The 25,529-nt window shown below is 75.8% G+C and carries 23 protein-coding genes; 10 read left to right on the top strand and 13 right to left on the bottom strand.

The annotated features are described in order from the left end of the window. Position 1 precedes the first annotated feature (1 nt). Together ACI8AX_RS18820 and ACI8AX_RS18815 are read right to left on the bottom strand one after the other, a co-directional pair. Positions 2 to 868, bottom strand: a complete 867-nt coding sequence (locus tag ACI8AX_RS18820) for a class I SAM-dependent methyltransferase (RefSeq protein WP_456551376.1) — start codon at positions 866 to 868, stop codon at positions 2 to 4. 104 nt (positions 869 to 972) lie between these two features. Then, the gene (locus ACI8AX_RS18815; RefSeq protein WP_456551375.1) at positions 973 to 3,813 is read right to left on the bottom strand and encodes a BTAD domain-containing putative transcriptional regulator; all 2,841 of its coding nucleotides are present in this window, start codon (positions 3,811 to 3,813) and stop codon (positions 973 to 975) included. Positions 3,814 to 3,898: 85 nt separating this feature from the next. Here ACI8AX_RS18815 and ACI8AX_RS18810 point away from each other — a divergent pair, with 85 nt between their 5' ends. Continuing rightward, positions 3,899 to 4,888 carry an LLM class flavin-dependent oxidoreductase gene (locus tag ACI8AX_RS18810; RefSeq protein WP_456551374.1) on the top strand — a complete coding sequence of 330 codons (990 nt, stop codon included), beginning with the start codon at positions 3,899 to 3,901 and terminating at the stop codon, positions 4,886 to 4,888. A 2-nt stretch (positions 4,889 to 4,890) separates the two neighbouring features. Here the strand turns inward: ACI8AX_RS18810 and ACI8AX_RS18805 are convergent, their stop codons facing one another. The 3 genes from ACI8AX_RS18805 to ACI8AX_RS18795 all read right to left on the bottom strand — a co-directional run bounded on the left by ACI8AX_RS18805 (position 4,891) and on the right by ACI8AX_RS18795 (position 7,756). Next, positions 4,891 to 5,721, bottom strand: a complete 831-nt coding sequence (locus ACI8AX_RS18805; RefSeq protein WP_456551373.1) for an NAD(P)H-binding protein — start codon at positions 5,719 to 5,721, stop codon at positions 4,891 to 4,893. Between the two features lie 123 nt (positions 5,722 to 5,844). Then, positions 5,845 to 6,897, bottom strand: a complete 1,053-nt coding sequence (locus ACI8AX_RS18800; protein ID WP_456551372.1) for a 1-acyl-sn-glycerol-3-phosphate acyltransferase — start codon at positions 6,895 to 6,897, stop codon at positions 5,845 to 5,847. Between the two features lies 1 nt (position 6,898). Next, positions 6,899 to 7,756, bottom strand: coding sequence for a patatin-like phospholipase family protein (locus ACI8AX_RS18795; RefSeq protein ID WP_456551371.1), 858 nt, complete (start codon positions 7,754 to 7,756; stop codon positions 6,899 to 6,901). Between the two features lie 106 nt (positions 7,757 to 7,862). Here ACI8AX_RS18795 and ACI8AX_RS18790 point away from each other — a divergent pair, with 106 nt between their 5' ends. From ACI8AX_RS18790 to ACI8AX_RS18780, 3 genes are all read left to right on the top strand, one after another. Continuing rightward, positions 7,863 to 8,456 (top strand): carboxymuconolactone decarboxylase family protein, encoded by a 594-nt coding sequence (locus ACI8AX_RS18790; protein ID WP_456551370.1) that lies wholly within the window; start codon positions 7,863 to 7,865, stop codon positions 8,454 to 8,456. Beyond that, on the top strand, positions 8,453 to 9,322 hold the full coding sequence (locus ACI8AX_RS18785; protein WP_456551369.1) for an RNA polymerase sigma-70 factor: 870 nt from the start codon (positions 8,453 to 8,455) through the stop codon (positions 9,320 to 9,322). Before ACI8AX_RS18790 ends, ACI8AX_RS18785 begins: the two co-directional genes overlap by 4 nt. Before the next feature lie 76 nt (positions 9,323 to 9,398). Further along, positions 9,399 to 10,592, top strand: coding sequence for an FAD-dependent oxidoreductase (locus ACI8AX_RS18780; RefSeq protein WP_456551368.1), 1,194 nt, complete (start codon positions 9,399 to 9,401; stop codon positions 10,590 to 10,592). 6 nt (positions 10,593 to 10,598) lie between these two features. Here ACI8AX_RS18780 and ACI8AX_RS18775 read toward each other — a convergent pair whose 3' ends face one another. Further along, positions 10,599 to 11,972, bottom strand: coding sequence for a multicopper oxidase family protein (locus ACI8AX_RS18775; RefSeq protein WP_456551401.1), 1,374 nt, complete (start codon positions 11,970 to 11,972; stop codon positions 10,599 to 10,601). 592 nt (positions 11,973 to 12,564) lie between these two features. On the opposite strand from ACI8AX_RS18775, the gene ACI8AX_RS18770 reads away from it, so the two are divergent. Both ACI8AX_RS18770 and ACI8AX_RS18765 read left to right on the top strand, forming a co-directional pair. Next, a complete protein-coding gene (locus tag ACI8AX_RS18770; protein ID WP_456551367.1) occupies positions 12,565 to 14,130 on the top strand; it encodes a protein kinase domain-containing protein in 1,566 nt (521 codons plus the stop codon). Between the two features lie 70 nt (positions 14,131 to 14,200). Continuing rightward, positions 14,201 to 14,770 carry a TIGR03086 family metal-binding protein gene (locus ACI8AX_RS18765; protein WP_456551366.1) on the top strand — a complete coding sequence of 190 codons (570 nt, stop codon included), beginning with the start codon at positions 14,201 to 14,203 and terminating at the stop codon, positions 14,768 to 14,770. Positions 14,771 to 14,796: 26 nt separating this feature from the next. On the opposite strand, the gene ACI8AX_RS18760 is transcribed toward ACI8AX_RS18765, so the two are convergent. Then, on the bottom strand, positions 14,797 to 15,273 hold the full coding sequence (locus ACI8AX_RS18760) for a MarR family winged helix-turn-helix transcriptional regulator (protein ID WP_456551365.1): 477 nt from the start codon (positions 15,271 to 15,273) through the stop codon (positions 14,797 to 14,799). Between the two features lie 122 nt (positions 15,274 to 15,395). On the opposite strand from ACI8AX_RS18760, the gene ACI8AX_RS18755 reads away from it, so the two are divergent. Both ACI8AX_RS18755 and wrbA read left to right on the top strand, forming a co-directional pair. Continuing rightward, positions 15,396 to 16,163 (top strand): pirin family protein, encoded by a 768-nt coding sequence (locus ACI8AX_RS18755; protein ID WP_456551364.1) that lies wholly within the window; start codon positions 15,396 to 15,398, stop codon positions 16,161 to 16,163. 108 nt (positions 16,164 to 16,271) lie between these two features. Beyond that, on the top strand, positions 16,272 to 16,874 hold the full coding sequence (gene wrbA / locus ACI8AX_RS18750; protein WP_456551363.1) for an NAD(P)H:quinone oxidoreductase: 603 nt from the start codon (positions 16,272 to 16,274) through the stop codon (positions 16,872 to 16,874). Positions 16,875 to 16,996: 122 nt separating this feature from the next. Here wrbA and ychF read toward each other — a convergent pair whose 3' ends face one another. Then, a complete protein-coding gene (ychF, locus tag ACI8AX_RS18745; protein ID WP_456551362.1) occupies positions 16,997 to 18,070 on the bottom strand; it encodes a redox-regulated ATPase YchF in 1,074 nt (357 codons plus the stop codon). A gap of 28 nt (positions 18,071 to 18,098) precedes the next feature. Beyond that, positions 18,099 to 19,760, bottom strand: a complete 1,662-nt coding sequence (locus ACI8AX_RS18740; protein WP_456551361.1) for a serine/threonine-protein kinase — start codon at positions 19,758 to 19,760, stop codon at positions 18,099 to 18,101. Positions 19,761 to 19,918: 158 nt separating this feature from the next. Between ACI8AX_RS18740 and ACI8AX_RS18735 the strand changes: the two genes are divergently transcribed. Together ACI8AX_RS18735 and ACI8AX_RS18730 are read left to right on the top strand one after the other, a co-directional pair. Then, positions 19,919 to 21,445 carry a flavin-containing monooxygenase gene (locus tag ACI8AX_RS18735; protein WP_456551360.1) on the top strand — a complete coding sequence of 509 codons (1,527 nt, stop codon included), beginning with the start codon at positions 19,919 to 19,921 and terminating at the stop codon, positions 21,443 to 21,445. Positions 21,446 to 21,464: 19 nt separating this feature from the next. Continuing rightward, positions 21,465 to 22,490 (top strand): alpha/beta fold hydrolase, encoded by a 1,026-nt coding sequence (locus tag ACI8AX_RS18730; RefSeq protein ID WP_456551359.1) that lies wholly within the window; start codon positions 21,465 to 21,467, stop codon positions 22,488 to 22,490. 44 nt (positions 22,491 to 22,534) lie between these two features. Here the strand turns inward: ACI8AX_RS18730 and ACI8AX_RS18725 are convergent, their stop codons facing one another. The 4 genes from ACI8AX_RS18725 to ACI8AX_RS18710 all read right to left on the bottom strand — a co-directional run bounded on the left by ACI8AX_RS18725 (position 22,535) and on the right by ACI8AX_RS18710 (position 25,407). Then, positions 22,535 to 23,077, bottom strand: a complete 543-nt coding sequence (locus ACI8AX_RS18725; RefSeq protein WP_456551358.1) for a glutathione peroxidase — start codon at positions 23,075 to 23,077, stop codon at positions 22,535 to 22,537. Positions 23,078 to 23,150: 73 nt separating this feature from the next. After that, on the bottom strand, positions 23,151 to 23,639 hold the full coding sequence (locus ACI8AX_RS18720) for a GNAT family N-acetyltransferase (RefSeq protein ID WP_456551357.1): 489 nt from the start codon (positions 23,637 to 23,639) through the stop codon (positions 23,151 to 23,153). Beyond that, positions 23,636 to 24,274: a response regulator gene (locus ACI8AX_RS18715; RefSeq protein ID WP_456551356.1), complete on the bottom strand. Its 639-nt coding sequence runs from the start codon at positions 24,272 to 24,274 to the stop codon at positions 23,636 to 23,638. Before ACI8AX_RS18715 ends, ACI8AX_RS18720 begins: the two co-directional genes overlap by 4 nt. After that, on the bottom strand, positions 24,271 to 25,407 hold the full coding sequence (locus ACI8AX_RS18710) for a sensor histidine kinase (protein ID WP_456551355.1): 1,137 nt from the start codon (positions 25,405 to 25,407) through the stop codon (positions 24,271 to 24,273). The genes ACI8AX_RS18715 and ACI8AX_RS18710 overlap by 4 nt, the downstream gene beginning before the upstream one ends. Positions 25,408 to 25,529 lie beyond the last annotated feature (122 nt).

The following is a 25,529-nucleotide window of genomic DNA, read 5'->3' as shown; positions in this document are numbered from 1 at the left end:
GTCAGGCGCGGCGGGCGGTGACGAGCAGGTACTCCCAGTCCATGACGACCGAGCCGGTGCCGGAGTCGTACCGGGCGACCAGCGCGGCCAGCTCGCGGTCGAGGGCCGCGGTGCGCTCGGGGTCGTCGGCGATGGCGCGGTAGGCCACGATCGTGGGCCCGTAGACGGCCTTCCAGTGGTCGCGCCAGGCCTCCGGCGAGGGCTGGCCGCCCACGGTGATCGTCTGCCGGCGGGCGACGACGTCGGTGACCCGGTCGCCGAGCAGACCGCGCACGTGCTCCTCGTCGCCCCACAGCGGCGGCGGCTGCGCGCCGGGCGGCGGCGGGGGCGCGTACGGCTTCATCGTGCGGAACAGCTCGCCGACGAAGCCCTGCGGCGTCCAGCTGATCAGGCCGATGGTCCCGCCGGGCCGGCACACCCGGACCAGCTCGTCGGCCGCCTGCTGGTGGTGCGGCGCGAACATGACGCCGACGCACGACAGGACGACGTCGAACGCGCCGTCGGCGTACGGCAGCGCCTCGGCGTCGGCCTCCTCCCACCGCAGCCGCGCGCCCTGCCGCTCGGCCGAGCGGCGGCCGGCCTCGAGCAGCTCCGGGGTGAGGTCGGAGGCGGTGACGTCGGCGCCGGTGAGCGCCGCGGGGACGGCGACGTTGCCGGTGCCGGCCGCGACGTCGAGCACCCGGTCGCCGGGGGCGACGCCGGCGGCGGCGACCAGGACGGGCCCGAGCTCGGGGATGACGTCGGCGGCCACGGCCGGGTAGTCCCCGAGCGCCCACATGGCCCGGTGCCTGGTCTTGAGCGCGCGGTCGGCGGCGGCCGCGTCGGTGGTCCCGGTGTCGGTGGTGCCGGTGTGGATGGTGCCGGTCATGTCGGACTCCTCCGTCGTCGGTGCGGGGGTGGGCGGGGGATCCACCCGGTGCGACGACGGTGGGCCGGGGGTGTTGCAGGCCGGCTGCAACGCCGCTGGAGGGCTCACGACAGCCGGCCCAGGGCCGCGCGGGCGGAGCCGACCGCCGTCTCGAGCACCTGCGCGGCGCCGGGAGCCGCACCCGGGCGCGGGGCGGCCGGCCCGAGCGGTGAGGGCTTGCCCGCAGCGACCAGGCAGGCGTGCAGCGCAGCGGCGTCGGAGTCCGCGCCGACCCGGTGCAGCAGCCGGGCCACGTACCGCAGGGCCAGCCACTGCTGCGTGGCGTCGCCGACCCGGTCCCAGTGGTCGAGCACGCCCAGGAACGCCCGCGCCGCGACGACCGGGTCGTGGTGCACGCCGCGCGTCGCCGCGGCCTCCATCATCGCGATCCCGTGCCACCAGAAGTTGCGGACGGCGGCGGCGAGCGCGCCGGCCTCGTCGAACAGGGCCAGGGCGCGCTCGGGCTCGGACTTCTTGAGCACCAGGCCGACGGCGTAGCGGGCCATCGAGCGCGCGGTCGGGTTCGCCGTCGCCTCGGCCACCTCGAGGCTCTCCTGCGCCGCGGCGAGCCCGCGCTCGGGTGCGCGGAGGACGGCCTGGCAGACGGCGACGTAGTAGAGCGTCCAGACCAGCCGGATCCGGTCGTCGTCGGCCCGGGCGCGCTCGGCCTCGGCGGTGTAGTGCCGCAGCGCCGGCGCGGCGTCCCCCTGGTACATCGCGACGTCGGCGAGCACGTCCGCGGGGTGGGCGATGCGCGGGGTGCCCGCCGGGGGGCGCCGTCCGTCCGCGAGGGCGGCGAGGGCCGTGGCCCGCGGGAAGTCACCGCGGTTCCACGCCCCGCGGGCGGCCGCGCCGACGGCGGCGACGTAGCTGGGGTGCTCGGGAGGGGCACCGGCCACCACCCGCTCGGCCCAGGTCGAGGCCTCGTACCCGATCCGCAGGTGCACCAGCTCGGGCACGGCGGCCGCCAGCCGCAGCGCGAGGTCGCGGTCGCCGTCGGCGCAGCTGCGCAGGAAGGCGGCCCGGAAGTCGTCGTGGTCGGCCAGGGCCTCCTCGACCCAGGCCCGCTCGTCCGGGCCCTGGACGCCGCGGGCCGCCCGCTCGGCCAGGTCGGTGTAGTACGCGGCGTGCCGCCGGTGCAGCGCGGTCGTGGCGCCCTCGGCGCCCACCCGCGAGCGCCCGTAGGCCCGCAGGGTCTCCAGCAGCCGGTAGCGGCTGTGCGCCCCGCCGCTGGCGGCCACCACCATGGAGCGCTCCACCAGGCGGGTCAGCCGGTCCAGCGCCTCGTCCTCGGTGGCGTCGGGGTCGGCGACCCGGTGCACCGCGCGCAGGTCGGCGCCGCCGACGAACACCGACATGGCACGGAACACCCGCTGCTCGGCCTCCGGCAGCAGCCGGTAGGACCACTCGACGGCCTGCCCGAGGCTCTGGTGCCGCGCGACCGCCCCGCGGCCGCCGCCGAGCAGCGGGGTCTCCTCCAGCCGCCGGGCGATCTCCCCCGGGCTCATCACGCGGGTGCGGGCGGCGGCCAGCTCGATGCCCAGCGGCAGCCCGTCGAGCCGGGCGCAGATGGCCGCGACCGCCTCGGCGTCGGCCGCGTCGAGCCGCAGGTCCGGCGACACCGCACGGGCGCGCTGCAGGAACAGCGTGGCGGCGTCGTCGGCCGGCAGCGGGGGCACCGGCCACAGCTGCTCCCCCTCGACCCCGAGCGGCTCGCGGCTGGTCGCGAGGACGACGACCCGCGGGCACTGCGCCACGACGGCGGCGACCAGCCGCGACACGGGGTCGAGCACGTGCTCGCAGTTGTCGACCACGAGCAGGGCGGAGCGGCTCCGCAGGTACTCGACGACGGTCTGCTCGATCGTCAGGCCGGGGCGCTGCTGGACGCGCAGGACGGCGGCGACGGCGTGCCCGACCGGGCTGCCGTCGGGCAGCGTGGCGAGCTCGCACAGCCAGGCCCCGTCGGCGAAGCGCGGGCCGTCGCGGGCGGCGACCTCGACCGCCAGCCGGGTCTTCCCCGTGCCGCCGACGCCGGTCAGCGTCACCACCGGCCCGGCGCGGAGCGCGGCCAGGACACGGTCGACCTCCCGGTCGCGGCCGACGAAGCCGCTGGCCCGCCGCGGGAGGTTGCCCTGCCGCGGCCCGGTGGCCAGTGCCGGGTCGTGCACGAGGATCCGCCGGTAGAGGGCCTGCGCGGCCGCGGCCGGCTCGACCCCCAGGTCGTCGTCCAGGCGGGCGCGCAGGTCGTGGAACGCCGCGAGCGCATCGGCCTGCCGGCCCGTGGCGTACAGCGCGCGCATCAGCGCGACCGCGGGCCGCTCCCGCGTCGGGTGCCGGCGCACCACCGCCTCGAGCTCGGGCAGCGCCTCGGCCGCCCGCCCGAGCTCGAGCAGGGCCTCGAGGCGGTCCTCCTCCGCGGTGTTGCGCAGCTCGGTCAGCCGGGCGGCCGTCGCGGCGGCGAAGTCGTCGTCGGCGAACTCGGCGAGCGCGTCGCCGCGCCACAGGGCCAGGGCGGCGTCGAGGTCGGCCAGCGCCCGCTCGTGGTCACCCGCTGCCGCCGCGGCCCGGGCGGCGGTGACGAGCCGCTCGAACGTGTCGGCGTCCAGCGTGGCGCCGTCCAGGGACAGGCAGTAGCCCGGCGGGCGGTAGCGCAGGTCCGCGGCCGCACCCAGGGCGCCGCGCAGCCGGGAGACGTAGGCCCGCAGCGCCGTCCCCGCGCCCGGCGGCGGGTCGTCGCCCCAGAGGGCCGCGACGAGCCGGTCGGTGGGCACCAGGTCGCCGCCGGCGAGGAGGAGGACGGCGAGCAGCGTCCGCGGCTTGTGCCCGCCGACGGCGACGGGCCCGCGGTCGTCCTCCACCTGCAGGGGCCCGAGGATCCGGACCCGCGCCGTGCCAGCAGCTGTCATCGCGCGCCTGCAATCGGGATGCAACGGGCCCGGCCGACAGTAGCGGCGGCCCGATGTCGAGGACAGGTCCCAGGAGGCGCCGACCATGACCACCGCACCCCGACGCCGCTCCGTGGGCGTCACCCCGATGGAGAACCGCGCCGACGTCGTGCTGCACCTGGCCGGCCGGGCGGAGGAGCTGGGCTACGAGTCCTTCTCGGTCGCCGAGGGCTGGGGGCACGACGCCGCCGTGCTGCTGGCGACGATCGCCGCCCGGACCGAGCGGATCGGGCTGGCCACCGGCGTGCTCAACGTGTGGGGCCGCAGCCCGGCCGGCATCGCGATGCTGGCCGGCTCGCTGGCCGAGGCCTCGGGCGGCCGGTTCGCGCTGGGGCTGGGCGCCGGGTCCCCGCAGCTGGCCGAGGGGCTGCACGGCCAGCGGTTCGAGGCGCCGGTGGCCCGGCTGGGGTCGGTGACCCGCCAGGTGCGCTCGCTGCTGGCCGGCGGGCGGGTGACGCCGACGGTGCCCGGAGGGCAGCGCCCCCTGCGCCTGGCCGTGCCGCCGCACCCGGAGGTCCCGGTGCACCTGGCCGGGCTGGGTCCGCGGTCGGTGCGGCTGGCCGGGGAGCTCGCCGACGCCTGGTGCCCCTTCTTCCTGCCGCGGTCGGGTCTGGCCGACGGGGTGAAGCAGGTGCAGGAGGGCGCCATCGCCGCCGACCGGCCACTGCCCTCGGTGCGCCCCGGGCTGCCGGTCGCGGTGGCCGCCGACCCCGCCGTGGCGGAGGCGGTCGCCGCGTGGTGGGTGGTCACCTACCTGACCGGGATGGGCCCGCTCTACGCCGGCACGCTGCGCCGGCTCGGCCTGGGCGCGGCCGTCGACGCCGTGGTGGCGGCGAACCCGGCACCGCGCTCCCCCGTGCTGCCCCCGGAGGCGCGGGTGCTGGTCGACGAGGTGCTCGTGGCGGGGGACGCCGCGGCCGCCCGGTCGGCGGTCGACGCGTGGACGGCGGCCGGTGCGGACGTGCCGGGCATCGTGCTGCCGCCCGGCCGGCCGGTGGAGGAGCTCGAGTACGCGCTCGAGGTCCTGCGCCCCTGAGGTCAGCCGCGCCAGGCGCCCCGGGCGGCCGCCGCGGCCGCGTAGTCGGCGAACCGGGTCGGCCGGCGGCCGGTGACCCGCTCGACGACGTCGTCCGGCTCGTCGTCGCCACGTCGGCGCAGGGCGGCGAACGCGTCGAGCTCGGCCTGCGTGACCGCCTCCGGCTGACCGGCCGCCGTCATCGCCTGCCGGTAGGCCTCGGGGTCGCCGTCGAACCGCACCTCCCGCCCGCTGACCCGGGCGACGGTGGCGACGGCCTCGGCGAAGGTCAGCGGCTCCGGGCCGCGGACCTCGTACAGCTGCCCGGCGTGGCCGTTCCCGGTGAGCGCGGCGGCGGCCACGGCGGCGATGTCGCCGGCGTCGACGAAGGCCTGGCGCAGGTCGCCGACCGGCACCAGCACCTCGCCGGCCAGCACGCCCGGCGCGAAGAAGCCCTCGTCGAAGTCCTGGTCGAACCAGTTCGGGCGCAGCACGGTCCACTCGACACCGCTGTCGCGGACCAGCCGCTCGGCGTCGAGCAGCCGCTGGTCGCCCATCTCCTCGACGGCGCTGCTCGACAGCAGGACGATCCGCCGCACCCCGGCGTCGACGGCCTGCGCGACGAGGTCCGGCTCGACCGGGACGCCGTCGGGGGCCATGAGGTACAGGCCGGTGGCGCCGGCCAGGGCCGGTCCCCAGGTGGCCGGCCGGGCCCAGTCGAACGGTGCGGCGTCCGGGCCGGTGGCGGAGCGGGAGGCGGCCCGGACGGCGTGGCCGTCCCGCCGCAGTGCCTCGACGACGCGCCGGCCGGTGCGCCCGGTCGCGCCGAGTACGAGGGTCAGGGAGTCGCTCATGCACCCATGCTGGGACGCGTTGCGGTCACCTCCTGACCGCGTTCGCCGCCTCTCGTCACGAGCGATGTGCGCCCACGGCCCGTTCCCGGGCCCGGCCGGTCACCAGCCGCACGTCGCTCGGGGTCAGGAGCCTGGCGACCGCCGGCTGAGCTCCCGCTCGGCCGCCGACGTCTCGCCGATCCAGTCGTCGATCGTCGTCCACCAGCCGTGCAACCAGTCGACGAGCTCCTCGTCGTCGCGCGGGACCTCGGCGGCCGGCACGAACCACCAGCGCAGGTGCAGCGTCTTGTCCATCGGCAGCTCCCGCCACAGGTCGCCGACGGTGTGCAGGTGGTCCAGTCCGGTGTGCGCGACGAACACGACGTCGGCGTGCGGCGCCGCCCGCAGCGCGGCGGCGACCCCGGCCGGGCGTGGGGGCAGCACGTGCTCCAGCGACTCCGCGCGGCGGGCGGCGACGACCTGCCCCCGCGCGCGCAGCCGCTGGATGGCGCGGAACCGCCGCCGCGGGGTGAAGTTCGCGCCCTCGGGGAAGATCAGCAGCGCGTCCTCCTCGCCCAGGTCGCGGGCCAGCTCCCCGATCGCCTCGACGGCACGGTCGCCCGGCGCGTCCGACGACACGAAGTGGTTGGGCAGCCGGTTGAGCAGGACGTCGATCATCGGGTCCAGCTGCAGCAGGTCCTTGAGCACGATGCGGGGCTGGCGCAGGTGGTCGCGGTCCATGAGCGTGTGCACGAGCAGGAACGAGTCGCCCGGGCCGGCGTGCCGGGAGAGCACCACCATCGCGTTCGTCGAGCCGGGCACCCCGTCGTCCAGCGGCGACCAGGACTCCCCGTCGGTGACCAGCCGCAGCGCGAACAGCCGCCGCGCCACCCGCATGAGGACGTCGAGCAGCAGGCGCAGGACCGTGTAGTGGGCGGCGCGCCAGGCGTGGCCGCCGCGGCGGCGACCGAGGCCGCCGAGCACCCACAGCACCGCCGCGGCGACCTGGCCGGCCACCTGCAGCGCCAGGTACACCAGCGCGAAGCACAGCAGCCGCAGCGCCCGCCACCGGCCGGGCAGCCACACCGAGACCACCGCCGCGACGAGCACCAGCACCGGCAGAAGGAGGACGCCGGCCACCAGCGCCGCCAGGACCAGCGGCCCGGCGAGCCGGCGGACGGGGCGCGGCGGGAGCACCTCAGGCCACCCGGTCCAGGTAGTCGCCGGCGGCGGCGTGCGCCCGCTCGATCCGGCCGGGCACGCCGGCGAAGTCCCGGTAGCGCAGGTCCCGGAGGCTGCCGGCCGACGGCGGGCCCTCGGCCCCCGACGGCAGCACGTGCAGCGTGACGTCGGCCGGCAGCGCGGCCACGTCGGCGGCGAAGCGGTGGCGGCGTGCGATCTCGAAGGCGACCTGCGCGACCTCCCACGGCCGGGCCGGTGGGCGCAGCGGGCGGTCGATCCGGCCCACGTGCAGCACGTACACGGTGTCGGCCCCGAGTGCGACCGCCCGCCCCACCGGGATGCTGTGCACCAGGCCGCCGTCGACGTAGTGCTCGCCGTCGACCTCCACCGGCGGCAGGAGCCCGGGGACCGCGCACGAGGCGAGGACCGCGTCGAGGAGCGGCCCCCCGGTGAACCAGTGCTCGGCCGCCCGCTCGATGCTCGCCGCCACGCACTGGAACGGGACCCGCAGTCCGGCGAAGGTGTCCACCGGCAGGTGCTCGGCGAGCAGGTCCCGCAGCGGCTCGCGCGGGTGCAGGTGGGTGCGGGTCCGCACCAGCGTGCGCGCCCTGTCCAGCACCGATCCGGCGAAGACCCCGCGGGCGGCCAGGTCACCCCACACCTCGCGCAACCGCGCCACCGTGCCCGGTTCCGGGTCGGCGGCCACGAGGGCGCCGTTGATCGCCCCGACCGAGGTGCCGACGACGAGGTCCGGACGGACGCCGCGCTCGAGCAGCGCCTGCAGCATCCCCACCTCGGCCGCGCCGAGCAGCCCGCCGCCGCCGAGGACGAACGCCGTGCCGCCCTCGCCGGCCGGTCGCGGTGTCGATGCCATGACCGGATCGTGCCCGGCCGCCTCCCCGGGGGCAGCGCGACGAGGTGTCACACCGCGGTCCCGGCCGGTGTCTCCATGGCGTGACCACGACACACCTGGAGGAGAGATGACCAGCAGCACCCGCGTCCCCGCGACCGAGATCACCGGCGTCTACGGGGCACTGCTCAAGACGGTCAGCCGCAGGCTGTTCGGTCAGGTGCCGGAGGGCGCCGGGGTCATGTGGCACTCCCCCGCCGTCCTCAAGGACACGATGGCCTTCGGCCGCAAGGTCGACTCGTGGGACCGGCTCGACCCGGACCTCGCGTCCTTCGCGGCCATGGCGGCGGCCAGCACGATCGGCTGCAGCTTCTGCCTGGACCTGCACTACTTCATGAGCCACGACCGCGGCCTCGCCGAGGAGAAGGCGCGGGAGGTGCCGCGGTGGCGCGAGTCCGCCGTCTTCAGCCCGCTGGAGCGGCGGGTCATGGAGTACGCCGAGGCGATGTGCCGGACCCCGGTCGCCGTGACCGACGAGATGTCGGCCGCCCTGCTCGCCGAGCTGGGGGCTCCCGCGCTCGTGGAGCTGACCGCCAGGATCGGGATGATGAACATGACCGCCCGCGGCAACGTCGCCCTCGGCATCCGGTCGCAGGAGTTCGCGGCGTCCTGCGGCCTGCCGCCGTTGGCGGCGGCTCCCGGGAAGGGCCTCGCCACGGCATGACCGACGACCCGTTCCTCTCCCACCGCGGCCTGCTGTTCACCGTCGCCTACGAGATGCTCGGCTCCGCCGCGGACGCCGACGACGTCGTCCAGGAGACGTGGCTGCGGTGGGCCGAGGCGGACCGGGCCGCCGTGCGCGACCCGCGGGCCTACCTCGTGCGGGTCGTCACCCGGCAGGCGCTCAACCGGCTGCGCACGCTGACCCGACGCCGCGAGGACTACGTCGGCGAGTGGCTGCCCGAGCCGCTGCTCACCGGCCCCGACGTCGCCGACGACGTCGAACTCGCGGAGAGCGTCTCGATCGCGATGCTGACGGTGCTGGAGACGCTCGGGCCGACCGAGCGCGCGGTCCTCGTGCTGCACGAGGTGTTCGACGTGCCCTACGACGAGGTCGCCGAGGCGGTGGGGAAGTCGCCCGCCGCGGTCCGGCAGATCGCCCACCGGGCGCGCGAGCACGTGGCGGCGCGGCGCCCCCGGACGGCGGTGAGCGCCGAGGAGCACCGGGAGGTCGTGGCCCGCTTCCTGGCGGCGGTCACCGCCGGCGACGTGCTGGGCCTGGTGGACGTCCTCGCACCCGACGTGGTCGTGGTCGCCGACGGCGGTGGGCTGGCGCCCGCGGCGCTGCGCCCGGTCGCCGGCCGGCAGCGCGTCGCGTCGGCCCTGGCGCACTTCGCGCGGCTCGCGCCGGGCGTCGCGATCACCACGCCGCTGCTCAACGGTGGCGTCGCCGTGCGGATCGACCCGGGCGGTGAGTTCGAGACGGCGGTCGCGTTCGTCGTGGAGGACGGTCTCATCGCCCGCATGTACGCGGTCCGGAACCCGCACAAGCTCGGCCGGCTCGACGAGGTGGCCGACCTGCGCCGTTGACGGTGGCCGGTGTGCGCTCCGATCCCCCAGCCGGATCCGTTGTGTGCAACCGAAGCCGGCGGGGAAGACGTCGGGGGTGACGAGCGCAGAGCAGCACGAGGTCCTGGTCGTGGGCGGCGGCAACGCCGGCATCTCGCTGGCGGCGAAGCTGCTCCGCGACGGCTCCGGACAGGTCACCGTCGTCGCCCCGCAGCCGGTGCACCGCTACAAGCCGCTGCTCAACTACGTCGGCGGCGGCGAGGCGACGATGGCCGACCTCGAGCGGCCGATGGCCGACGTCGTCCCGGACGGGTGCACCTGGATCCGCGACGCCGTCGACGCGGTCGACCCGGCCGCGGCGACCGTCCGCACCCGGCTGGGGCGCACGCTGCGGTACTCGACGCTCGTCCTGTGCCCCGGCCTCGAGGAGGACTGGGCGGCCACCCCCGGCCTGCAGGAGGCCTACGCCGACGGGTGGGCGGCCTCCACCTACGTGCCGGGCAGCACGCCGCGGGTGTGGCCGCTGCTGTCCGGGCTGCGCGCCGGCTCCGTCGTCTTCACCGTGCCGCCGGAGCCGGCGTCGTGCGGGCCGACCGCGCTCAAGCCGCTGTTCATGGCCTGCGACCACTGGCGGCGCACCGGCGTGCTGGCCGACCTCCGGGTGACGCTGGTGCTGCCCGAGGCGACCGCCACGCGGGTGCCGCACGCCGACGAGGTGCTGGAGCGCGCCCTCGCCGACCTCGGCGTCGAGGTCCTGCGCGAGACCCGCGTCGAGTCCGTGGACGCCGACCTGCACGGCGTCACCGTCGCCGGCCCGGCCGGCCGGCACGTGCTCGAGGACGTCGCCGTCGCCCACGCCGTCCCGCGCTACCGGGCGCCGCGGTGGATCGCCGGCAGCGGCCTGGCGGTCGACGCGGACCCCGGCCTGGTCGACGTCGACCCGGCCACCCTGCGCCACCGCCGGCACCCGTCGGTCTGGGGGCTGGGCGACGCCGCCGCCGTGGCCACCCGCCCCTCCGGCGGCGCGCTGCGCAAGCAGGTCGCCGTCCTCAGCGCGAACCTCGCCGCGGCCCACGACGGCGGGGACCTGCAGCGCTACGACGGCTACACGGTCGTGCCGATCACCGTCGCGCGCCGGACGCTGACCCTCGCCGAGGTGGACCGCGCGGGCCGGCCCACCCCCTCGGTGCCGTTCGTCGACCCGACCCGGCCGCGGCGGGCGACGTGGTGGTTCGACCGGTACGCGCTGCCGCAGGTCTACTGGCGCCGCATCCTCCGCGGCCGGGTCTGACGGCGGTCAGTCCTCGGGGCGGTCCGTCGCGGGCGCGGCCCGGATCGGGTCGAGCTCGGGGACGTCGGCGCCCACGCAGAACTGGGTCATCATGTCGTGGTCCTCGTGGGTCAGGTTGTGGCAGTGGACCATGTACTTGCCGCGGTCCTCGGGGTAGGTCATCTCCTCGGGCCGCTGGGCCGGGTCGTGGCCGTTGGGGTCGCCGGCCTGGTGGAACCGCATGAGCACGTCGACCCGCTCGTTCTCCCCGATGTAGACGACGTCCTTGGGCCCGCGCTCGTGCGCCGGCGGCGGCGCGCCGTTGCGGCTGAGCACCTTGAAGTCCACCAGGTGGATGTGCAGCGGGTGGAACCAGCCGCCGGAGTTGTTCTGGATCGTCCACACCTCGGTCGTGCCGGGCTGCACGGTCGCGAACTCGAGGCTGTAGCCGGAGTCCTCGATGTCCTTCCACGTGATGCCGCTGATCACCCACTCGCCGTTGGAGCGCTCCAGCCGCATCTGCCGCCGGATGGCGCCCTGCGGCGTGAGGCTCATGACGCCGCGGGCGGCCGTCGGGTCGAGGACGGCGGGGACGGCGTTGTCCGACGTCGGGAAGGCGTCGCCGGTGACCTCGAACTGCATGATCTTGTCGGTGTCGTCGTAGTCCGGCGCGTTCGGGACCCCGCGGTTGACCAGCTGCACCCTCGCGCCAGGCGGGTACCGGCTGAAGTCGACGACGACCTCGTACCGCTCGGCCATCCCGATGCGGAAGCCGGTCGTGCTCTGCGGCGCCGGCATCAGGCCGCCGTCGGTCCCGATGACGGTCAGCGGTGAGCCGTCGCTGAGCGCCAGCTTGTAGGCCCGCGAGATCGAGGCGTTGAGGACGCGGAACCGGTACTTGCGCCGCTTGACCTCCAGGCTGGGCCAGGGCACCCCGTTGACGAGCACGACGTCCCCGAAGGTCGAGGAGTGGCTGTTGTCGTCGAACAGCAGGGCGCCGTCGGAGGCGAAGGCCTTGTCGCTGACGACCAGCGGCAGGTCGAACTCCCCCTTCGGGAGGGGCAGCGCGCGCTCGACGGGGTCCGTGCAGACGTACATGGCGGCCAGACCCATGTAGGCGTTCTCCGCCGTGTGGTGGACGCCGTGGTCGTGGTACCAGAGCGTCCGGGCGCTCATCCGGTTCTCGTAGACGTAGTCCTTCCACTGCCCGGGCTGGGTGATGTCGCTGGCGTACCCGTCGTACTGCGGTCGCGACGGCGACCCGTGCAGGTGGGTCGACGTCCAGTCCCGGTACTGCATCGCCGGGTGGGTCGGCGGCAGGGCGTTGACCTGCCGGACCACGGCGGTCTGCCCCTGGCGCGTGACGATCGTCGGGCCCGGCGTGCCGCCGGCCCCTCCGATGGTGTCGTAGTAGCCGAAGACGGGGGTGCGGTAGCCGGGGATGATCTCCGGGTGAGCAGCCGCTGCTCGATGCGGTGGTAGGCGGCGCCCGACGCGGTGGTCGTCGACCGGGCGACCGGCGGGGTCCGGAAGGGCAGGCTGTAGGGACGCGGCAGCTTGCTCGCGGCCATCTGCGAGGCGGACGAGGCGCTGAGCGTCGGGACGAGCGGCAGGGTCAGCGCGGCGGACGCGAGGGCGCCGACCTTGAGAGCGTCGCGGCGGGTCAGGGTGGTGGGCACGGTGTCTTCCTCTCGGGTCCCCCTGTTCGTGGACGGGAGGAGGCTCCTTCGCCGGTGCCGCGCGGGGTCACCCGTGACGTGGGGCCCGCCCGACACCCCGACTTGGGGGGTTGCCGAATCAGTTCCGACTCGCTCTCGACGCGTCCTCACGACCCGTGACCGGACGGGACGTCCTCGCGGACGGAGGTCAGGCTCCCCTCAGCGACCTGCGCCGACGTCCCGGCACGGCCTCGACGGCCTCTGGACGCCGACCCCTCGGGTCTCCACACTGCGCTGCACGCCGACAGCCGGCACCGGACGACGGGGGGCACGCAGTGGACATCGAGCCGGGCACCCTGATCGGCGGGTACGTGGTCGAGCGGCGCCTGGGCAGCGGGGGGATGGGCGCCGTCCACCTGGCCCGCCACCCGACCCTCCCCCGCCACGTCGCGCTCAAGGTGCTGCACGGCGGGCTCGCGGCCACCCCGGCGGTGCGCGCCCGGTTCGAGCGGGAGGCGGAGCTGCTGAGCCGGCTGTCGCACCCCAACGTCGTCGACGTCCTCGACCGCGGCACGCAGGACGGCCTGCTGTGGATCGCGATGCAGTACGTCGCGGGCCCGGACCTGGCCGACGTCCTGGCGCGCGACGGCGCCGCGCCGCCCGAGCGCGCGCTGGCGATCGTGGCCGCCGTCGGCGCGGCGCTCGACCACGCGCACGCCTGCGGACTCGTGCACCGTGACGTCAAGCCCGCCAACATCCTGCTGGCGGTCCTGCCCGGCGGCGGCGAGCGGGTGGTGCTGACGGACTTCGGGATCGGCCAGGACACGGGGTCCTCGGCGGTGCTGACCCAGACCGGCGAGGTCACCGCGTCGCTGGCCTACGCCGCACCCGAGCAGGTGTCCGGCGCCCGCGTCGACGCCCGCGCCGACGTCTACGCGCTGGGTGCCGTCCTGTTCGAGCTGCTCACCGGGCGCCGCGCGGTGACCGCCGAGACGCTGCCCGCGACGCTGTACGCGGTGGTCACCGCCCCTCCGCCCGACCCGCGCGCGGTCCGCCCCGACCTGCCGCCGGGGATCAGCGCGGTGCTCGCCCGGGCGATGGCCAAGGACCCAGCGCAGCGGTACGGCTCGTGCGCCGAGCTGGTCGCCGCCGCGCGGGCGTGCTGGCCGGCACGCCCGCCGGCGCTGGAGACGACGGTCGGCCGGTTCCCCCCGCCGGCTCCGCCGACCCTGCCGCCGCCCCCGCCGTCCCCGACCGCCGGACACCCGCGCCGGAACCGCCTGGTCGCCGGCGCCGTGGCCGGGCTGGTCGCCGTCGTCGCGGTGGGGGTGCTCGTGGCGCTGGCCCCCTGGCGTGGCGACGACGACGCAGCCGCGGCCGGCACGTCGACGGCGACCCCGTCGACGGCGGCCTCGTCGCCGTCGACGTCGTCGGCGGGCCCGGCGCAGCCGTGGGGCGAGGTGCAGTTCGTCGTCGACGACTTCCCGACCCTGCTGCCCGAGACCCCGGACGGCGAGGGATGGGCCGGAGGCACCTGCGCGCCGACGTCGTTCGCGATCGACGTGCACGCCGACCTCGGCATCACCTGCCAGTACCCGAACGGGATGACCGTCGAGGTGGCGCACTACCCGGACGTCGCCGCCCGCGACGCCCGCCGCGCGGAGCTGGAGCAGGAGGACGCACCCGGGTCACCGGAGAGCTGGGCCACCGCGACCACGACCCGCGCCGGGGTCCGGCTGTTCAACGCCGACGGTCAGCCGCTCGCGTGGCAGTGGTACCTGTTCAACCAGCAGGACAAGGCGCTCTACGTCGTCATCGCCGAGTGGGCGGGGCACACGCAGGCCGAGCTCGACGCGGCGTTCTTCGACCAGGCACCGTTCACCGGGCCGGCGGGCACCTGAGCCCCGACCGATGAGTCCCGGCGCCGCGGGAGTCATACCGGTGACCCACTGCTGCGAGAGGGAGCCCGCGATGGACGCCGACCAGACCCCCGCCGAGGAGTACCGCGAGATCGGGGGCCGCTTCACCCGGCTCGTCGAGGGCGTGCCCGACGCCGCGACCTGGGACCGGCCCTCCCCCGTCGCCGGTTGGACCGCGCGCGACGTCGTCCGGCACCTGGTCGAGTGGTTCCCCGGGTTCCTGCGCGCCGGCGCCGGGGTGGAGCTGCCCGCCGGGCCGCCGGTGGACGACGACCCGGTGGGCGCGTGGCGGACGTTCAGCAACGGGGTGCAGGCGCTGCTCGACGACCCGGCGTCCGCCGACCTCGTCGTCCGCAACCCGCACATCGGCGACGTGCCGCTGCCCCAGGCGGTGTCGCGGTTCTTCACCGCCGACGTCTTCATGCACACCTGGGACCTGGCGCGGGCCACGGGGCAGGACGAGACCCTGGACGCCGCCCGCTGCGCCGCGATGTTCGCGGGCATGGAACCGATGGACGAGATGCTGCGGGCCAGCGGTCAGTACGGTCCGCGCGTGCCTGTGCCGAAGGACGCCGACCCGCAGACCAAGCTGCTCGCCTTCATCGGCCGCGACCCTCGCTGACCCATCCCCCGGGCCGGCGAGCCGGGTCAGCCCGTCCGGCGGGGGAGGTCGGCGTCGGACTCCAGGCGCGAGAGCACGCTGGTCGCGACGGCGTCGAGCGCGGCCACCTGCTCCTCCGTCAGCCCGTCGAACACCAGGCGCCGGACCACCTCCACGTGGGCCGGCGCGGCCTGCTCGATGGCGTCTCGGCCGGCCACGCTGAGGACGACGAAGGCACCGCGCCGGTCGGTGCTGCACTCCTCGCGCACCACCAGGCCGCGGCGTTGCATGCGGGCCAGGTGGTGCGACAGCCGGCTCTGCTCCCACTCGAGCGCCTCCGCCACCTCGAAGACGCGCAGCCGGCCACCGGCGCACTCGCTCAGCAGCACGAGGACGTCGTAGTCGGCCAGTGACAGCCCCGAGCTGCGCTGGAGCTCCCGGTTGAGGCGGGCGTCCAGGCGCGAGGACATCCGCAGGAGCCCCCGCCAGGCCCGCTGCTCGCCCTCGTCGAGCCACCGCGTCACGCGCCCCACCTCGTCCCCGGAAGAAAAATGACGCGTCATCTAGTTTACCGCCTCAGTACATGACACATCATCCATGTGAGCCGTTCCCGAGCACCGCTCACCGTCCGACCGGAGGCCCCGTCGTGGCAAGCACGTCCCTCGTCCCGGGCATCGAGGTCCGCCGCGCCGCCGAACGCGCAGCCACCCGGATCTCCTGGCTGGACAGCAAGCACTCGTTCTCGTTCGGTGCGCACCGCGACCCGAGGAACACCCACCACGGCCTGCTGCTGGTCAACAACGACGACGTCGTCACCGCAGGCAGCGGCTTCGAGACCCACCCCCACCGGGACATGGAGATCGTGACCTGGGTGCTGCAGGGGTCGCTGGTGCACCAGGACTCGACCGGCCACAACGGCGTCATCTACCCCGGCCTGGCCCAGCGGATGAGCGCCGGCACCGGCATCCTGCACAGCGAGAAGAACGACTCCTGGCGGCTGCAGGGCGACGTCCACCGGGACCCGGTGCACTTCGTGCAGATGTGGGTCGTGCCCGACGAGAGCGGCATCTCCCCCGGCTACGAGCAGCTGGAGATCGACGACGCCCTGCTCGCCGGCGGCCTGGTCCCCGTGGCCTCCGGCATGCCCGGGCACCGGGACGCCGCCGCCATCGCCATCCGCAACCGGTACGCCGCACTGCACGCCGCGCGCCTGCAGCCGGGCCAGTCCGTCGAGCTGCCCGACGCGCCGTTCCTGCACCTGTTCGTGCCCCGCGGCGCCGTGACGCTCGAGGGGACCGGCGACCTCGCCACCGGCGACGCGGCCCGCCTCACCGCGACCGGCGGCCAGCGCGTCACCGCGGTCGAGGCCGCGGAGGTCCTCGTGTGGGAGATGCACGCGACCCTCGCCGCCTGACGGGTCACCCCGTCGTCCTCCGAGGACGCCCCCCAGACGTGCCCGCCGCGCTGCGGCGGCGGGACGGCACCAGCCACCCGATCCACCACCCGAGCCCCAGGAGAAGACATGACCAAGATCGCTGTCATCTACTACTCGTCCACCGGCAACGTGCACCAGCTGGCCGCGGCCCTGGCCGACGGCGCCCGCGAGGCCGGGGCCGAGGTGCGGCTGCGCCGCGTGCCGGAGCTCGCCCCGGAGGAGGCGATCGACTCGAACCCGCTGTGGCGGGCCCACGTGGACGCCACGGCCGACGAGGTCGAGGTCGCCACCGCCGACGACATGGAGTGGGCCGACGGCTACGCGCTCGGCAGCCCCACCCGGTTCGGCACCCCCGCCGCCCAGCTGAAGCAGTTCATCGACACCCTCGGCGGCCTGTGGTTCACCGGCAAGCTGGCCAACAAGGGCGCGACCGCCTTCACCAGCGCGCAGAACGTCCACGGCGGCAACGAGTCGACGATCCTCACGCTGTTCAACGTCTTCTCGCACTTCGGCGCCGTGATCGTCCCGCCCGGCTACACCGACCCGCTGCTGTTCGAGGCCGGGGGCAACCCCTACGGCGTCTCGAACGCCTCCGGCGGCAAGTCCGACACCGTCACCGACGCCGAGATCGCGGCCGCCCGCTACCAGGGGCGCCGCCTCGCCGAGGTGAGCGCCAAGCTCGCCGCCTGACCACACTCCCCACGAGACCACGCGGGCCCGCACCCCCCTGGGTGCGGGCCCGCGGTCGTGCGGTCCGGATCGTGATCCCGCTCGCCGACCAGGCAGTCCCGGACTGCGGGGACCCGGCCGGTCTACACGTTGAAGCGGAACTCCACGACGTCGCCGTCGGCCATCACGTAGTCCTTGCCCTCGATCCGCACCCAGCCCCTGGCCTTCGCCTCGGTCATCGAGCCGGCCTCCATCAGCTGGTCGAACGAGACGACCTCGGCCTTGATGAAGCCGCGCTGGAAGTCGGTGTGGATGACGCCGGCGGCCTGCGGGGCGGTGGCGCCGACCGGGATGGTCCAGGCGCGCGCCTCCTTGGGCCCGGCGGTCAGGTAGGTCTGCAGCCCGAGGGTGCGGAAGCCGACCTTCGCCAGCTGGTCCAGGCCGGGCTCGCTCTGCCCGATCGACTCGAGCAGCTCGGCGGCCTCCTCGGCGGGCAGCTCGGCGAGCTCGGACTCCGTCTTGGCGTCGAGCAGGATGGCCTCGGCCGGGGCCACCAGCTCGCGCAGCTCGGTCACCAGCGACTCGTTGGCCAGCTCGTCGGCGTCGACGTTGAAGACGTAGAGGAACGGCTTGGTCGTGAGCAGCGACAGCTCACGCAGCGGCTCGGTGTCGACGCCCGCGGCGAACAGCGTCTGCCCGGTGTCGAGCACCTCCGACGCCGCGACGGCGGCCTTGTGCAGCGCGGCCCGCTCCTTGTCCTTGCGGGCCTCCTTCTCCAGCCGCGGGATCGCCTTCTCCAGCGTCTGCAGGTCGGCCAGCACCAGCTCGGTGTTGATCGTCTCGATGTCGTCGCGAGGGCTGACCTTGCCCTCGACGTGGACGACGTCGGGGTCGGTGAACACCCGGATCACCTGGCAGATCGCGTCGCTCTCGCGGATGTTGGCCAGGAACTTGTTGCCCAGCCCCTGCCCCTCGCTGGCGCCGCGCACGATGCCGGCGATGTCGACGAACGACACCGTCGCCGGGATCACCTTCTGCGAGGAGAACAGCTCCGCCAGCCGCCCCAGCCGCGGGTCGGGCACGCCCACCACGCCGACGTTCGGCTCGATCGTGGCGAAGGGGTAGTTCGCCGCCAGGACGTCGTTCTTGGTCAGCGCGTTGAACAGGGTCGACTTGCCGACGTTGGGTAGACCGACGATCCCGATGGTGAGACTCACGGACAGCCAGCCTACGTGGGCGCGCCGCTCAGCCCGTGGGCGTCATGGAACCGAGGACCCGGTCCCACACCGCGTGCCACTCGCTCTCGATCGAGAAGGGAGCGGCGAAGAGCACGAGGACGTCGCCGTCCACCACGACGCCGAACACGGAGAGCTGCTGGTCCTCGCTGAGGAACAGCCCACCCTCGAGCAGCGGGACCTCCAGGCCCGCGACGAGCGTCGTCCCGGTCAGCTCCAGGCTCAGCGCCGGCTGGGTGGCCCTGATCTGTCCGGGCAGGTCCTCCGGCGTCACGCCGGTCAGCCTGGGGTCCCGCCCGACGTACATGCTGACCAGACGCTCCGGGTCCTCGGCGGCGACCTCCGCGGCAGCAGCCTGGCTCGCCGGGTCGGCCACGTCGAAGGGGAAGCGGTCCTCCGGCCCGAAGTAGGCGAACTCGCCCAGTTCGTCCTCGTCGCGGAGCAGCCGCCAGTCCGCCGGGACCTCCGCCTCGTACGGCACCACGACCAGCGACCGGGTCTCGTACTCCACGTCGACCGCGCTGCTCCACGGCGACCAGACCAGCAGGCCGGCGAGGACGGCGACGGCGGCGGCCACCGCCACGACCGCGACCCGCGCCCGCCGGCCGCCCGGTCGACGGTGCCGGCCCGAGCCGGGGGTGCCTCGTCCCGGCTCCCCGGCCGCAGCCGCGGACGGGACCCGGGCCGCGGGCGCCGGGGGAACCGGGGCAACCGGGGGAACCGGGGGCGCGGGGGGCGCCGCCGGCACGCCGACCGCCCCGACGACCGTGGCCGGTGCCGGCGTCCGCGCGGAGGCGGGCTCGTCCGGCCGGTGCCCCGCCGCGGTGCGCAGCCCGGCGACGAACTCCCCGCACGACCCGGGCCGGTCCCCCGGGTCCTTGGCCATGCCGCGCGCAAGGACGTCGGCCATCGCCGGCGGGAGGTCGGGGCGGACGTCGGTCAGCCGCGGCGGCGGCACGGACACGTGCGCCCACAGCAGGGCGGCCTCCTGGTCCCGGCGGAACGGTGGCACACCGGCCAGCAGCTCGAAGGCGACGCAGGCGAGCGAGTAGAGGTCGGCCCGCCCGTCCACGTCCTCGCCCTGGATCTGCTCCGGCGCCACGTAGTGCAGGCTCCCGAGGAACGTCCCCGAGCGGGTCAGGCCCGACAGCGACCCCGCCTGCTTCGTCAGGCCGAAGTCGGTCAGGTACAGGTGGGCACGCGCCGGCACGTGTCCCGGGCGCCCACCCGACACGAGGAGGTTGCCGGGCTTGACGTCGCGGTGCACGAGCCCGGCCCCGTGGGCGGCGTCCAGCGCGGAGGCCGCCTGGCCGAGCAGGAGCACCGCCTCCGGCACCGGCAGCGGGCCGCCGCGCAGGACGCTGGCCAGGTCCGCGCCGTACACGAAACGCATCGCCACGTAGAGCAGTCCCTGCCAGTCGTCCGCCTCGTACACCGGGACGACGTGCGGGTGCTCCAACGCCGCCGCGAGCCGGCACTCCCGCACGAACCGCTGCCGGAACTCCTCGTCGTGCGAGAGCTCGGGCGCCAGCACCTTGAGCGCCACCGGCCGGTCCAGCCGGACGTCGCGCGCCCGGTAGACCAGCCCCATGCCCCCGCGCGCGAGCAGCTGTTCGACGCGGAACCGGGAGACGTCCGTCCCGGGTTCGATGAGCGGTTGAGACAGCGACATCGGCGTCCCCACACGGGAGGCGGGACGGGCGGCGCCCCGCCGGAGCAGGCGGAGGTGCAGCCTACGGCCGGAAGGGGCCGCGCAGCGGGCCCCAGCCCCTGCCGGACGGCGCCGCCGCGTGCCAGGCTCGCAGACCTCCCGCACCCCCGGAGGTCCCCGTGGTCCCCTCCCCGACGACGACGTCGCGGCCCGACCCCACCCCGCTCCCCCGGCACACCCGCGTGGCCGTCGTCGGCAGCGGCTTCTCCGGCATCGGCACCGCCGTCGCGCTGCGCCGGGCCGGCATCGACGACTTCGTCGTCCTCGAACGCGCCGGCACCCTCGGCGGCACGTGGCGCGACAACACCTACCCGGGCGCGGCCTGCGACGTGCCCAGCCACCTCTACTCGTTCTCCTTCGCGCCCAAGCGCGACTGGTCGCACGTCTACTCGCGCCAGCCGGAGATCCGCGAGTACTTGGAGCAGGTCGCCGCCGAGCACGGCGTGCTCCCCCACCTGCACCTGTCCACCGACGTCGTCGCCGGGCGGTGGGACGACGAGGCCCTGGTGTGGCGGCTGGAGACCAGCCGGGGCGACCTCACCGCCGACGTCCTGGTCAGCGGCGCCGGCGGCCTGGTCGAGCCGCACCTGCCCGAGGTCCCCGGCATCGACTCGTTCGCCGGCCCGTGGTTCCACTCGGCCCGCTGGGACCACTCGGTCGACCTCTTCGGCAAGCGGGTGGCCGTCGTCGGCACCGGCGCGTCGGCCGCGCAGTTCGTGCCGGAACTGCAGAGGACGGCGGCGCGGGTCGTCGTCTTCCAGCGCACCCCGCCGTGGGTCGTCCCGCGCAACGACCGCGCCTACACCCCGGTCGAGCACCGGCTCCAGGCTCGCGTGCCCGGGCTGCTGCGCCTGGCCCGCAGCGGGCAGTGGGCCGTCCGCGAGGCACGGCTGCGGCTGTGGACCGGCGGCGGCCGGCTCCGGGCGCTGTTCGAGAAGCAGGCGCTCGCGTTCCTCGAGCAGCAGGTCCCCGACCCCGACCTGCGCACCCGGCTCACCCCCGACTACGCGATGGGCTGCAAGCGGGTGATCGTGAGCGACGACTACCTCCCGGCCCTGACGCAGCCGAACGTCGAGGTGGTCACCTCGCCGGTCGCGGAGGTCCGCCCGCACGCGGTGGTGGACGCCGACGGTCGCGAGCACGAGGTCGACGCGATCGTCTACGGCACCGGCTTCCGCGTCATGGACATCCCGCTCTCCCACCGGCTGGTCGGGCGCACGGGCCGCACGCTGCGGGCGGAGTGGGACCGCGCCGGAGCCCAGGCGCACCGCGGCACCACCGTCGCCGGGTTCCCGAACCTGTTCCTGCTGCTCGGCCCGAACACCGCGCTGGGCCACACCTCCGTCGTCCTCATGATCGAGGCGCAGATCGGCTACGTGGTGCAGGCGCTGCAGCGGATGGGCGCGACCCGCGGCGCCCTCGAGGTCCGCCGGGCCGCGCAGGAGGCCTACAACGCGCGGCTGCAGGACGAGCTCGGCGACACCGTGTGGAACACCGGCGGCTGCCGGTCCTGGTACCGCGACGAGCACGGGCGCAACTTCACCCTCTGGCCCGGGCACACGTCGGCCTTCATCCGGCTCATGCGCCGGTTCGACGCGGAGTCCTACGAGCTGCGGGTGGCGCCCCGCGTCCCCGTCCACGCCTGAGCCTGGGAGCATCCCGCCCATGCGCGTCTCTCCCGCCGCCGTCGCCGGCGTCGCCGTCCTCACCGCGGGGGCCGTCGTGGCCCGCCGCCGGGCCGCCCGTCCCGCCCCGCCGGTCGCCGAGCCGCCGCCCCCGCCGCAGGGCCGGACCCGCACCGTCGCCACGGACGACGGCGTGGACCTGCACGTCGAGGTCTTCGGCGCCGAGCAGCCGACCGCGACCGTCGTCCTGGCGCACGGGTACGTGCAGTCGTCGCGGCTGTGGGCCGGCCAGGTGCGCGACCTGCTCGACGCCCGGCCCGACCTGCGGGTGGTCACCTACGACCACCGCGGCCACGGCGCCTCCGGGCCCACCCCGCGCGACCGCGCGAACATCGAGCAGCTCGGCCGCGACCTGGCCCGGGTGCTCGACGAGGTCGTCCCCGACGGACCGGTCGTGCTCGGCGGGCACTCGATGGGCGGCATGACCGTCATGGCGCTGGCCGAGCAGCACCCCGAGCTCTTCGGCGACCGCATCGTGGGCGTGGCCCTGGTCGGCACCAGCTCCGGCGGGCTGGACGCGGTCACCTACGGCCTGCCGAAGCCGGTGGCGAAGGTGGTCAAGCGGGTCCTGCCGGCCCTCAACGAGCGGGCGGTGCAGGCGGAGCTGGCCGGCAGGAAGCGCGCGGTCGGCAAGGCCGACATGTGGCTGATCTTCAGCGGGTCGGCGGACCCGGCCGACCTGCGGCTGGCCACGGAGGTGCACCGGGCCTGCACCGCCGAGACCGTGGCCGCCTTCCTCGCCACCTTCTCCGACCACGACCGCGCGAAGGCGCTCGAGGCGCTCAGCGAGATCCCGGTCCTGGTCGCCGTCGGGGACGCCGACCGGCTGTGCCCGGTCGAGCACAGCCACACGATCGCCGAGGCCCTGCCGACGGCCGAGCTCGCCGTCTACCCCGGCGTCGGGCACATGGTGCACATGGAGCGCCGCCGCGAGGTCAGCGACCGGCTGCTCGCGCTGGTGGACCGGGCGCTCGCCCGAGTGGGCGCCCCGGCCGCGACGGCCTGACGCGGGCAGCGGGCCCCCGCGGGGGCCCGCTGCCCACCGCCGGCTCAGGCGGCGAGCGCCGCCTCGATGTCGTCCTTGATCTGCGCCGGCTGCACCGTCGGCTCGTAGCGGCGGATGACCTCGCCGTCCTTCCCGACGAGGAACTTGGTGAAGTTCCACTTCACCTCGTCGGTGCCGATCGCCTCCGGCCGCATCTTGGCGATGTGGTCGTACAGCCCGGGCGCGGTCTCCGCGGAGAAGTCGCCGGGGTCGGCCGCCCGCAGGTACGACCACAGCGGGTGCGCGTCGTCGCCGTTGACGTCGACCTTGGCGAAGACCGGGAAGGTGACGCCGTACTGGGTCGAGCAGAACTCCTGGATCTCCTCGTTCGTCCCCGGCTCCTGGCCCATGAACTGGTTGGACGGGAAGCCGAGCACCTCCAGGCCCCGGTCCCGGTACTGCGTGTACAGCTCCTGCAGGCCCTCGTACTGCGGCGTCAGCCCGCACTTGCTGGCGGTGTTGACGACGAGCAGGACCTTCCCCGCGTAGTCGCTCAGGCGCTGGGTGGTGCCGTCGGCGGCGTCGACGGTGAAGTCGTGGGTCTTCATGCGCTGGTCCTCTCGGGGGCGGCTGTCCGGCTGCAACCGCAAGGCCTACCAGAAGACGGCGCGGGCTCCCTGCTCAGTCCAGCTCGGTGGTCATCCGCACGCGGGTGAGCTCCTCGCCGTCCACGGCGACGGTCTCCACCTCCTGCTCCCGCCAGCCGTACCGGGCGAACACCGGCGCGGCCCGCCACGACGCGTGGGTGACCAGCGCGCGGATGCCGGCGGCCCGGGCGACGCCCTCGATCCCGGCCAGCAGCGCCCGGGCGACCCCGCGGCCGCCCGCGGCCGGCGCCACGAACAGCTGGTCGACCTCGCCGGGGACCAGCCCGTCGACCGCCTCCACCGCCAGCGAGGCGAAGCCGGCGACCGCCCCGTCGGCCTCCGCCACGAGCACGACCGTCGCCTCGATGTAGCGCGCGTGCGCCGCCGCGGTGCGCCGCCGCGCCCACACCGCCCGCTGCGCGGGCGTGTAGTGCCCGGCCGCCGACTCCTCGATCGCGGCCCGGCTCACCTCGGCCAGCACGGCGGCGTCCTCGGGCCGCGCCGGGCGGACGACGACGCTCACGCGCCCGGCCGCGGCAGCAGCCCGCGCTCCACGGCGACCATCACCGCGCGGGTGCGGTCGTCGACCCCGAGCCTGGCGAACAGCCGCAGCAGGTGGGTCTTCACGGTGGCCTCGCCGATGAACAGCTCGCGGCCGATCTCGGCGTTGGTCAGCCCGCGCGCCACCCCGGCCAGCACCTCCAGCTCCCGCGGTGTCGGCTCCTCCACCGCCGGCGCGCGCATCCGCGACACCAGCCGCGCGGCCACCGGCGGGGCCAGCACCGTCTCCCCGCGGGCGGCGGCGCGGACGGCGTCGGCGAGCTGCGGCAGCGGCGCGTCCTTGAGCAGGTAGCCGGTCGCGCCGGCGGCCACCGCGCGGGTGATGTCGGCGTCGGTGTCGTAGGTGGTCAGCACCAGCACCCGGACGGCGGGGTGCGCCGCGGCCAGCTTCTCGATGGCGGTGACGCCGTCCATCCGCGGCATCCGCAGGTCCATGAGGACGACGTCCGGCGACAGCTCGGCCACCCGCGCCAGCGCCTCGAGCCCGTCCCCGGCCTCGCCGACCACCGTGAGGTCCGGCTGGGCGTCCAGCCAGCCCACCAGCCCGCCGCGCACCACCGGGTGGTCGTCGGCCACCAGCACCCTGATCCCCGTCATGCGCCCGGCACCCGCACGGTCACCCGCGTCCCCTCCCCCGGCGCCGACGCCACGTCGACCTCGCCGCCCACCTGCTCCACCCGACCGCGCAGGCCCTCGAGCCCGGCGCCGGCGACCGCGGCGGGGTCGAAGCCCACGCCGTCGTCCTCCACGTGCACCGACACCTGGCCGGCCACCCGCGCCACCCGGACCACCACCGCGCTGGCGCCGGCGTGCCGGCGCACGTTGGTCAGCGCCTCCTGCGCCCCGCGCAGCAGCACGACCTCCTCGTCGCGGCGCAGCGCGACGCCCTCGCCCAGCGCCGCCGTGTCCACCCGCACCGGCAGGCCGGTCTCCCGCGCGAACCGCCCGGCCAGCCGCTCCAGCGCCTCGACCAGCGTCGACCCGTCCAGCGCCACCGGCCGGAACGCGGCGACCACCGCCCGCGCCTCGGCCAGGTTGTCGCGGGCGACCTCCTCGATCAGCCGCAGCCGCTCGGCGGCGGCGGCCGGGTCCGTCCCGACCTGCGCGGCGGCGGTCTGCGCCAGGACGACGATGCTCGTGTAGCCCTGGGCGAGCGTGTCGTGCACCTCGCGGGCGAGCCGCTCGCGCTCCTCCATCACCCCGCGCTCGCGCTCGACCGTGGCCAGCTCCGACCGCGTGCGCTCGAGGGACTCGATGAGGTCGGCCCGCTCGGCGCTCTGCCGGAGCACCCGGCTCACCCACAGGCCCAGCGCGAGGCTGAAGACCAGGCTGATCCCCGTCTCCTGCAGCACCTGCGCCGTCGTCCGGTCGCTGCCGCTCGCGGTCAGCGGGCCGATCGCGGTGGCGGCGGCCAGGAACAGGGTCCACGCGACGCCGACGCCCGTGCCCTGCACCACGAACCAGACCTGCGGGTAGGCGAGGAACAGCAGGAACAGCAGGCTGGGGGCGACCCAGCCGAGCACCCCGAACGACGCCACGAGGACGACGAGGTAGGCCAGCGCCCGCCGCGGCCGGCCGCCGGCCAGGGCGGGCGCGCCGGCGGCGAGGTAGGCCAGGGCGAGGACGGCGAGCACGGCGACCGCCGGCCGGCGGCGGTCGTCGGCGACCGTGTCGGCGGTGGCGGCCGTGAGCACCGCCAGCGCCCACACCACCGCGGCGATGACGTGCATCCCCACCACCGTGGCCCGCCAGCCGCGCGCGGACAGCGGCGCGGGGGGGGGGGGGGGGGGGGCGGGGGGGGGGGGGGGGGGGGGGGGGGGGGGGCGCGGGCCGCGGTGGGGGGGGGCGCCGG

Source organism: Blastococcus sp. SYSU D00813, from assembly GCF_054050735.1.
The sequence above is the reverse complement of the archived record's forward strand: the minus strand, read 5'-3'. Positions and strand labels throughout refer to the sequence as shown.

Bases quoted from the DNA above. Each gene is read 5' to 3' on its own strand.
- ACI8AX_RS18820 (WP_456551376.1), bottom strand. From the start codon at position 868: ATGACCGGCACCATCCACACCGGCACCACCGACACCGGGACCACCGAC.
- ACI8AX_RS18815 (WP_456551375.1), bottom strand. From the start codon at position 3,813: ATGACAGCTGCTGGCACGGCGCGGGTCCGGATCCTCGGGCCCCTGCAG.
- ACI8AX_RS18810 (WP_456551374.1), top strand. From the start codon at position 3,899: ATGACCACCGCACCCCGACGCCGCTCCGTGGGCGTCACCCCGATGGAG.
- ACI8AX_RS18805 (WP_456551373.1), bottom strand. From the start codon at position 5,721: ATGAGCGACTCCCTGACCCTCGTACTCGGCGCGACCGGGCGCACCGGC.
- ACI8AX_RS18795 (WP_456551371.1), bottom strand. From the start codon at position 7,756: ATGGCATCGACACCGCGACCGGCCGGCGAGGGCGGCACGGCGTTCGTC.
- ACI8AX_RS18790 (WP_456551370.1), top strand. From the start codon at position 7,863: ATGACCAGCAGCACCCGCGTCCCCGCGACCGAGATCACCGGCGTCTAC.
- ACI8AX_RS18785 (WP_456551369.1), top strand. From the start codon at position 8,453: ATGACCGACGACCCGTTCCTCTCCCACCGCGGCCTGCTGTTCACCGTC.
- ACI8AX_RS18765 (WP_456551366.1), top strand. From the start codon at position 14,201: ATGGACGCCGACCAGACCCCCGCCGAGGAGTACCGCGAGATCGGGGGC.
- wrbA (WP_456551363.1), top strand. From the start codon at position 16,272: ATGACCAAGATCGCTGTCATCTACTACTCGTCCACCGGCAACGTGCAC.
- ACI8AX_RS18740 (WP_456551361.1), bottom strand. From the start codon at position 19,760: ATGTCGCTGTCTCAACCGCTCATCGAACCCGGGACGGACGTCTCCCGG.
- ACI8AX_RS18730 (WP_456551359.1), top strand. From the start codon at position 21,465: ATGCGCGTCTCTCCCGCCGCCGTCGCCGGCGTCGCCGTCCTCACCGCG.
- ACI8AX_RS18725 (WP_456551358.1), bottom strand. From the start codon at position 23,077: ATGAAGACCCACGACTTCACCGTCGACGCCGCCGACGGCACCACCCAG.
- ACI8AX_RS18715 (WP_456551356.1), bottom strand. From the start codon at position 24,274: ATGACGGGGATCAGGGTGCTGGTGGCCGACGACCACCCGGTGGTGCGC.
- ACI8AX_RS18710 (WP_456551355.1), bottom strand. From the start codon at position 25,407: ATGCACGTCATCGCCGCGGTGGTGTGGGCGCTGGCGGTGCTCACGGCC.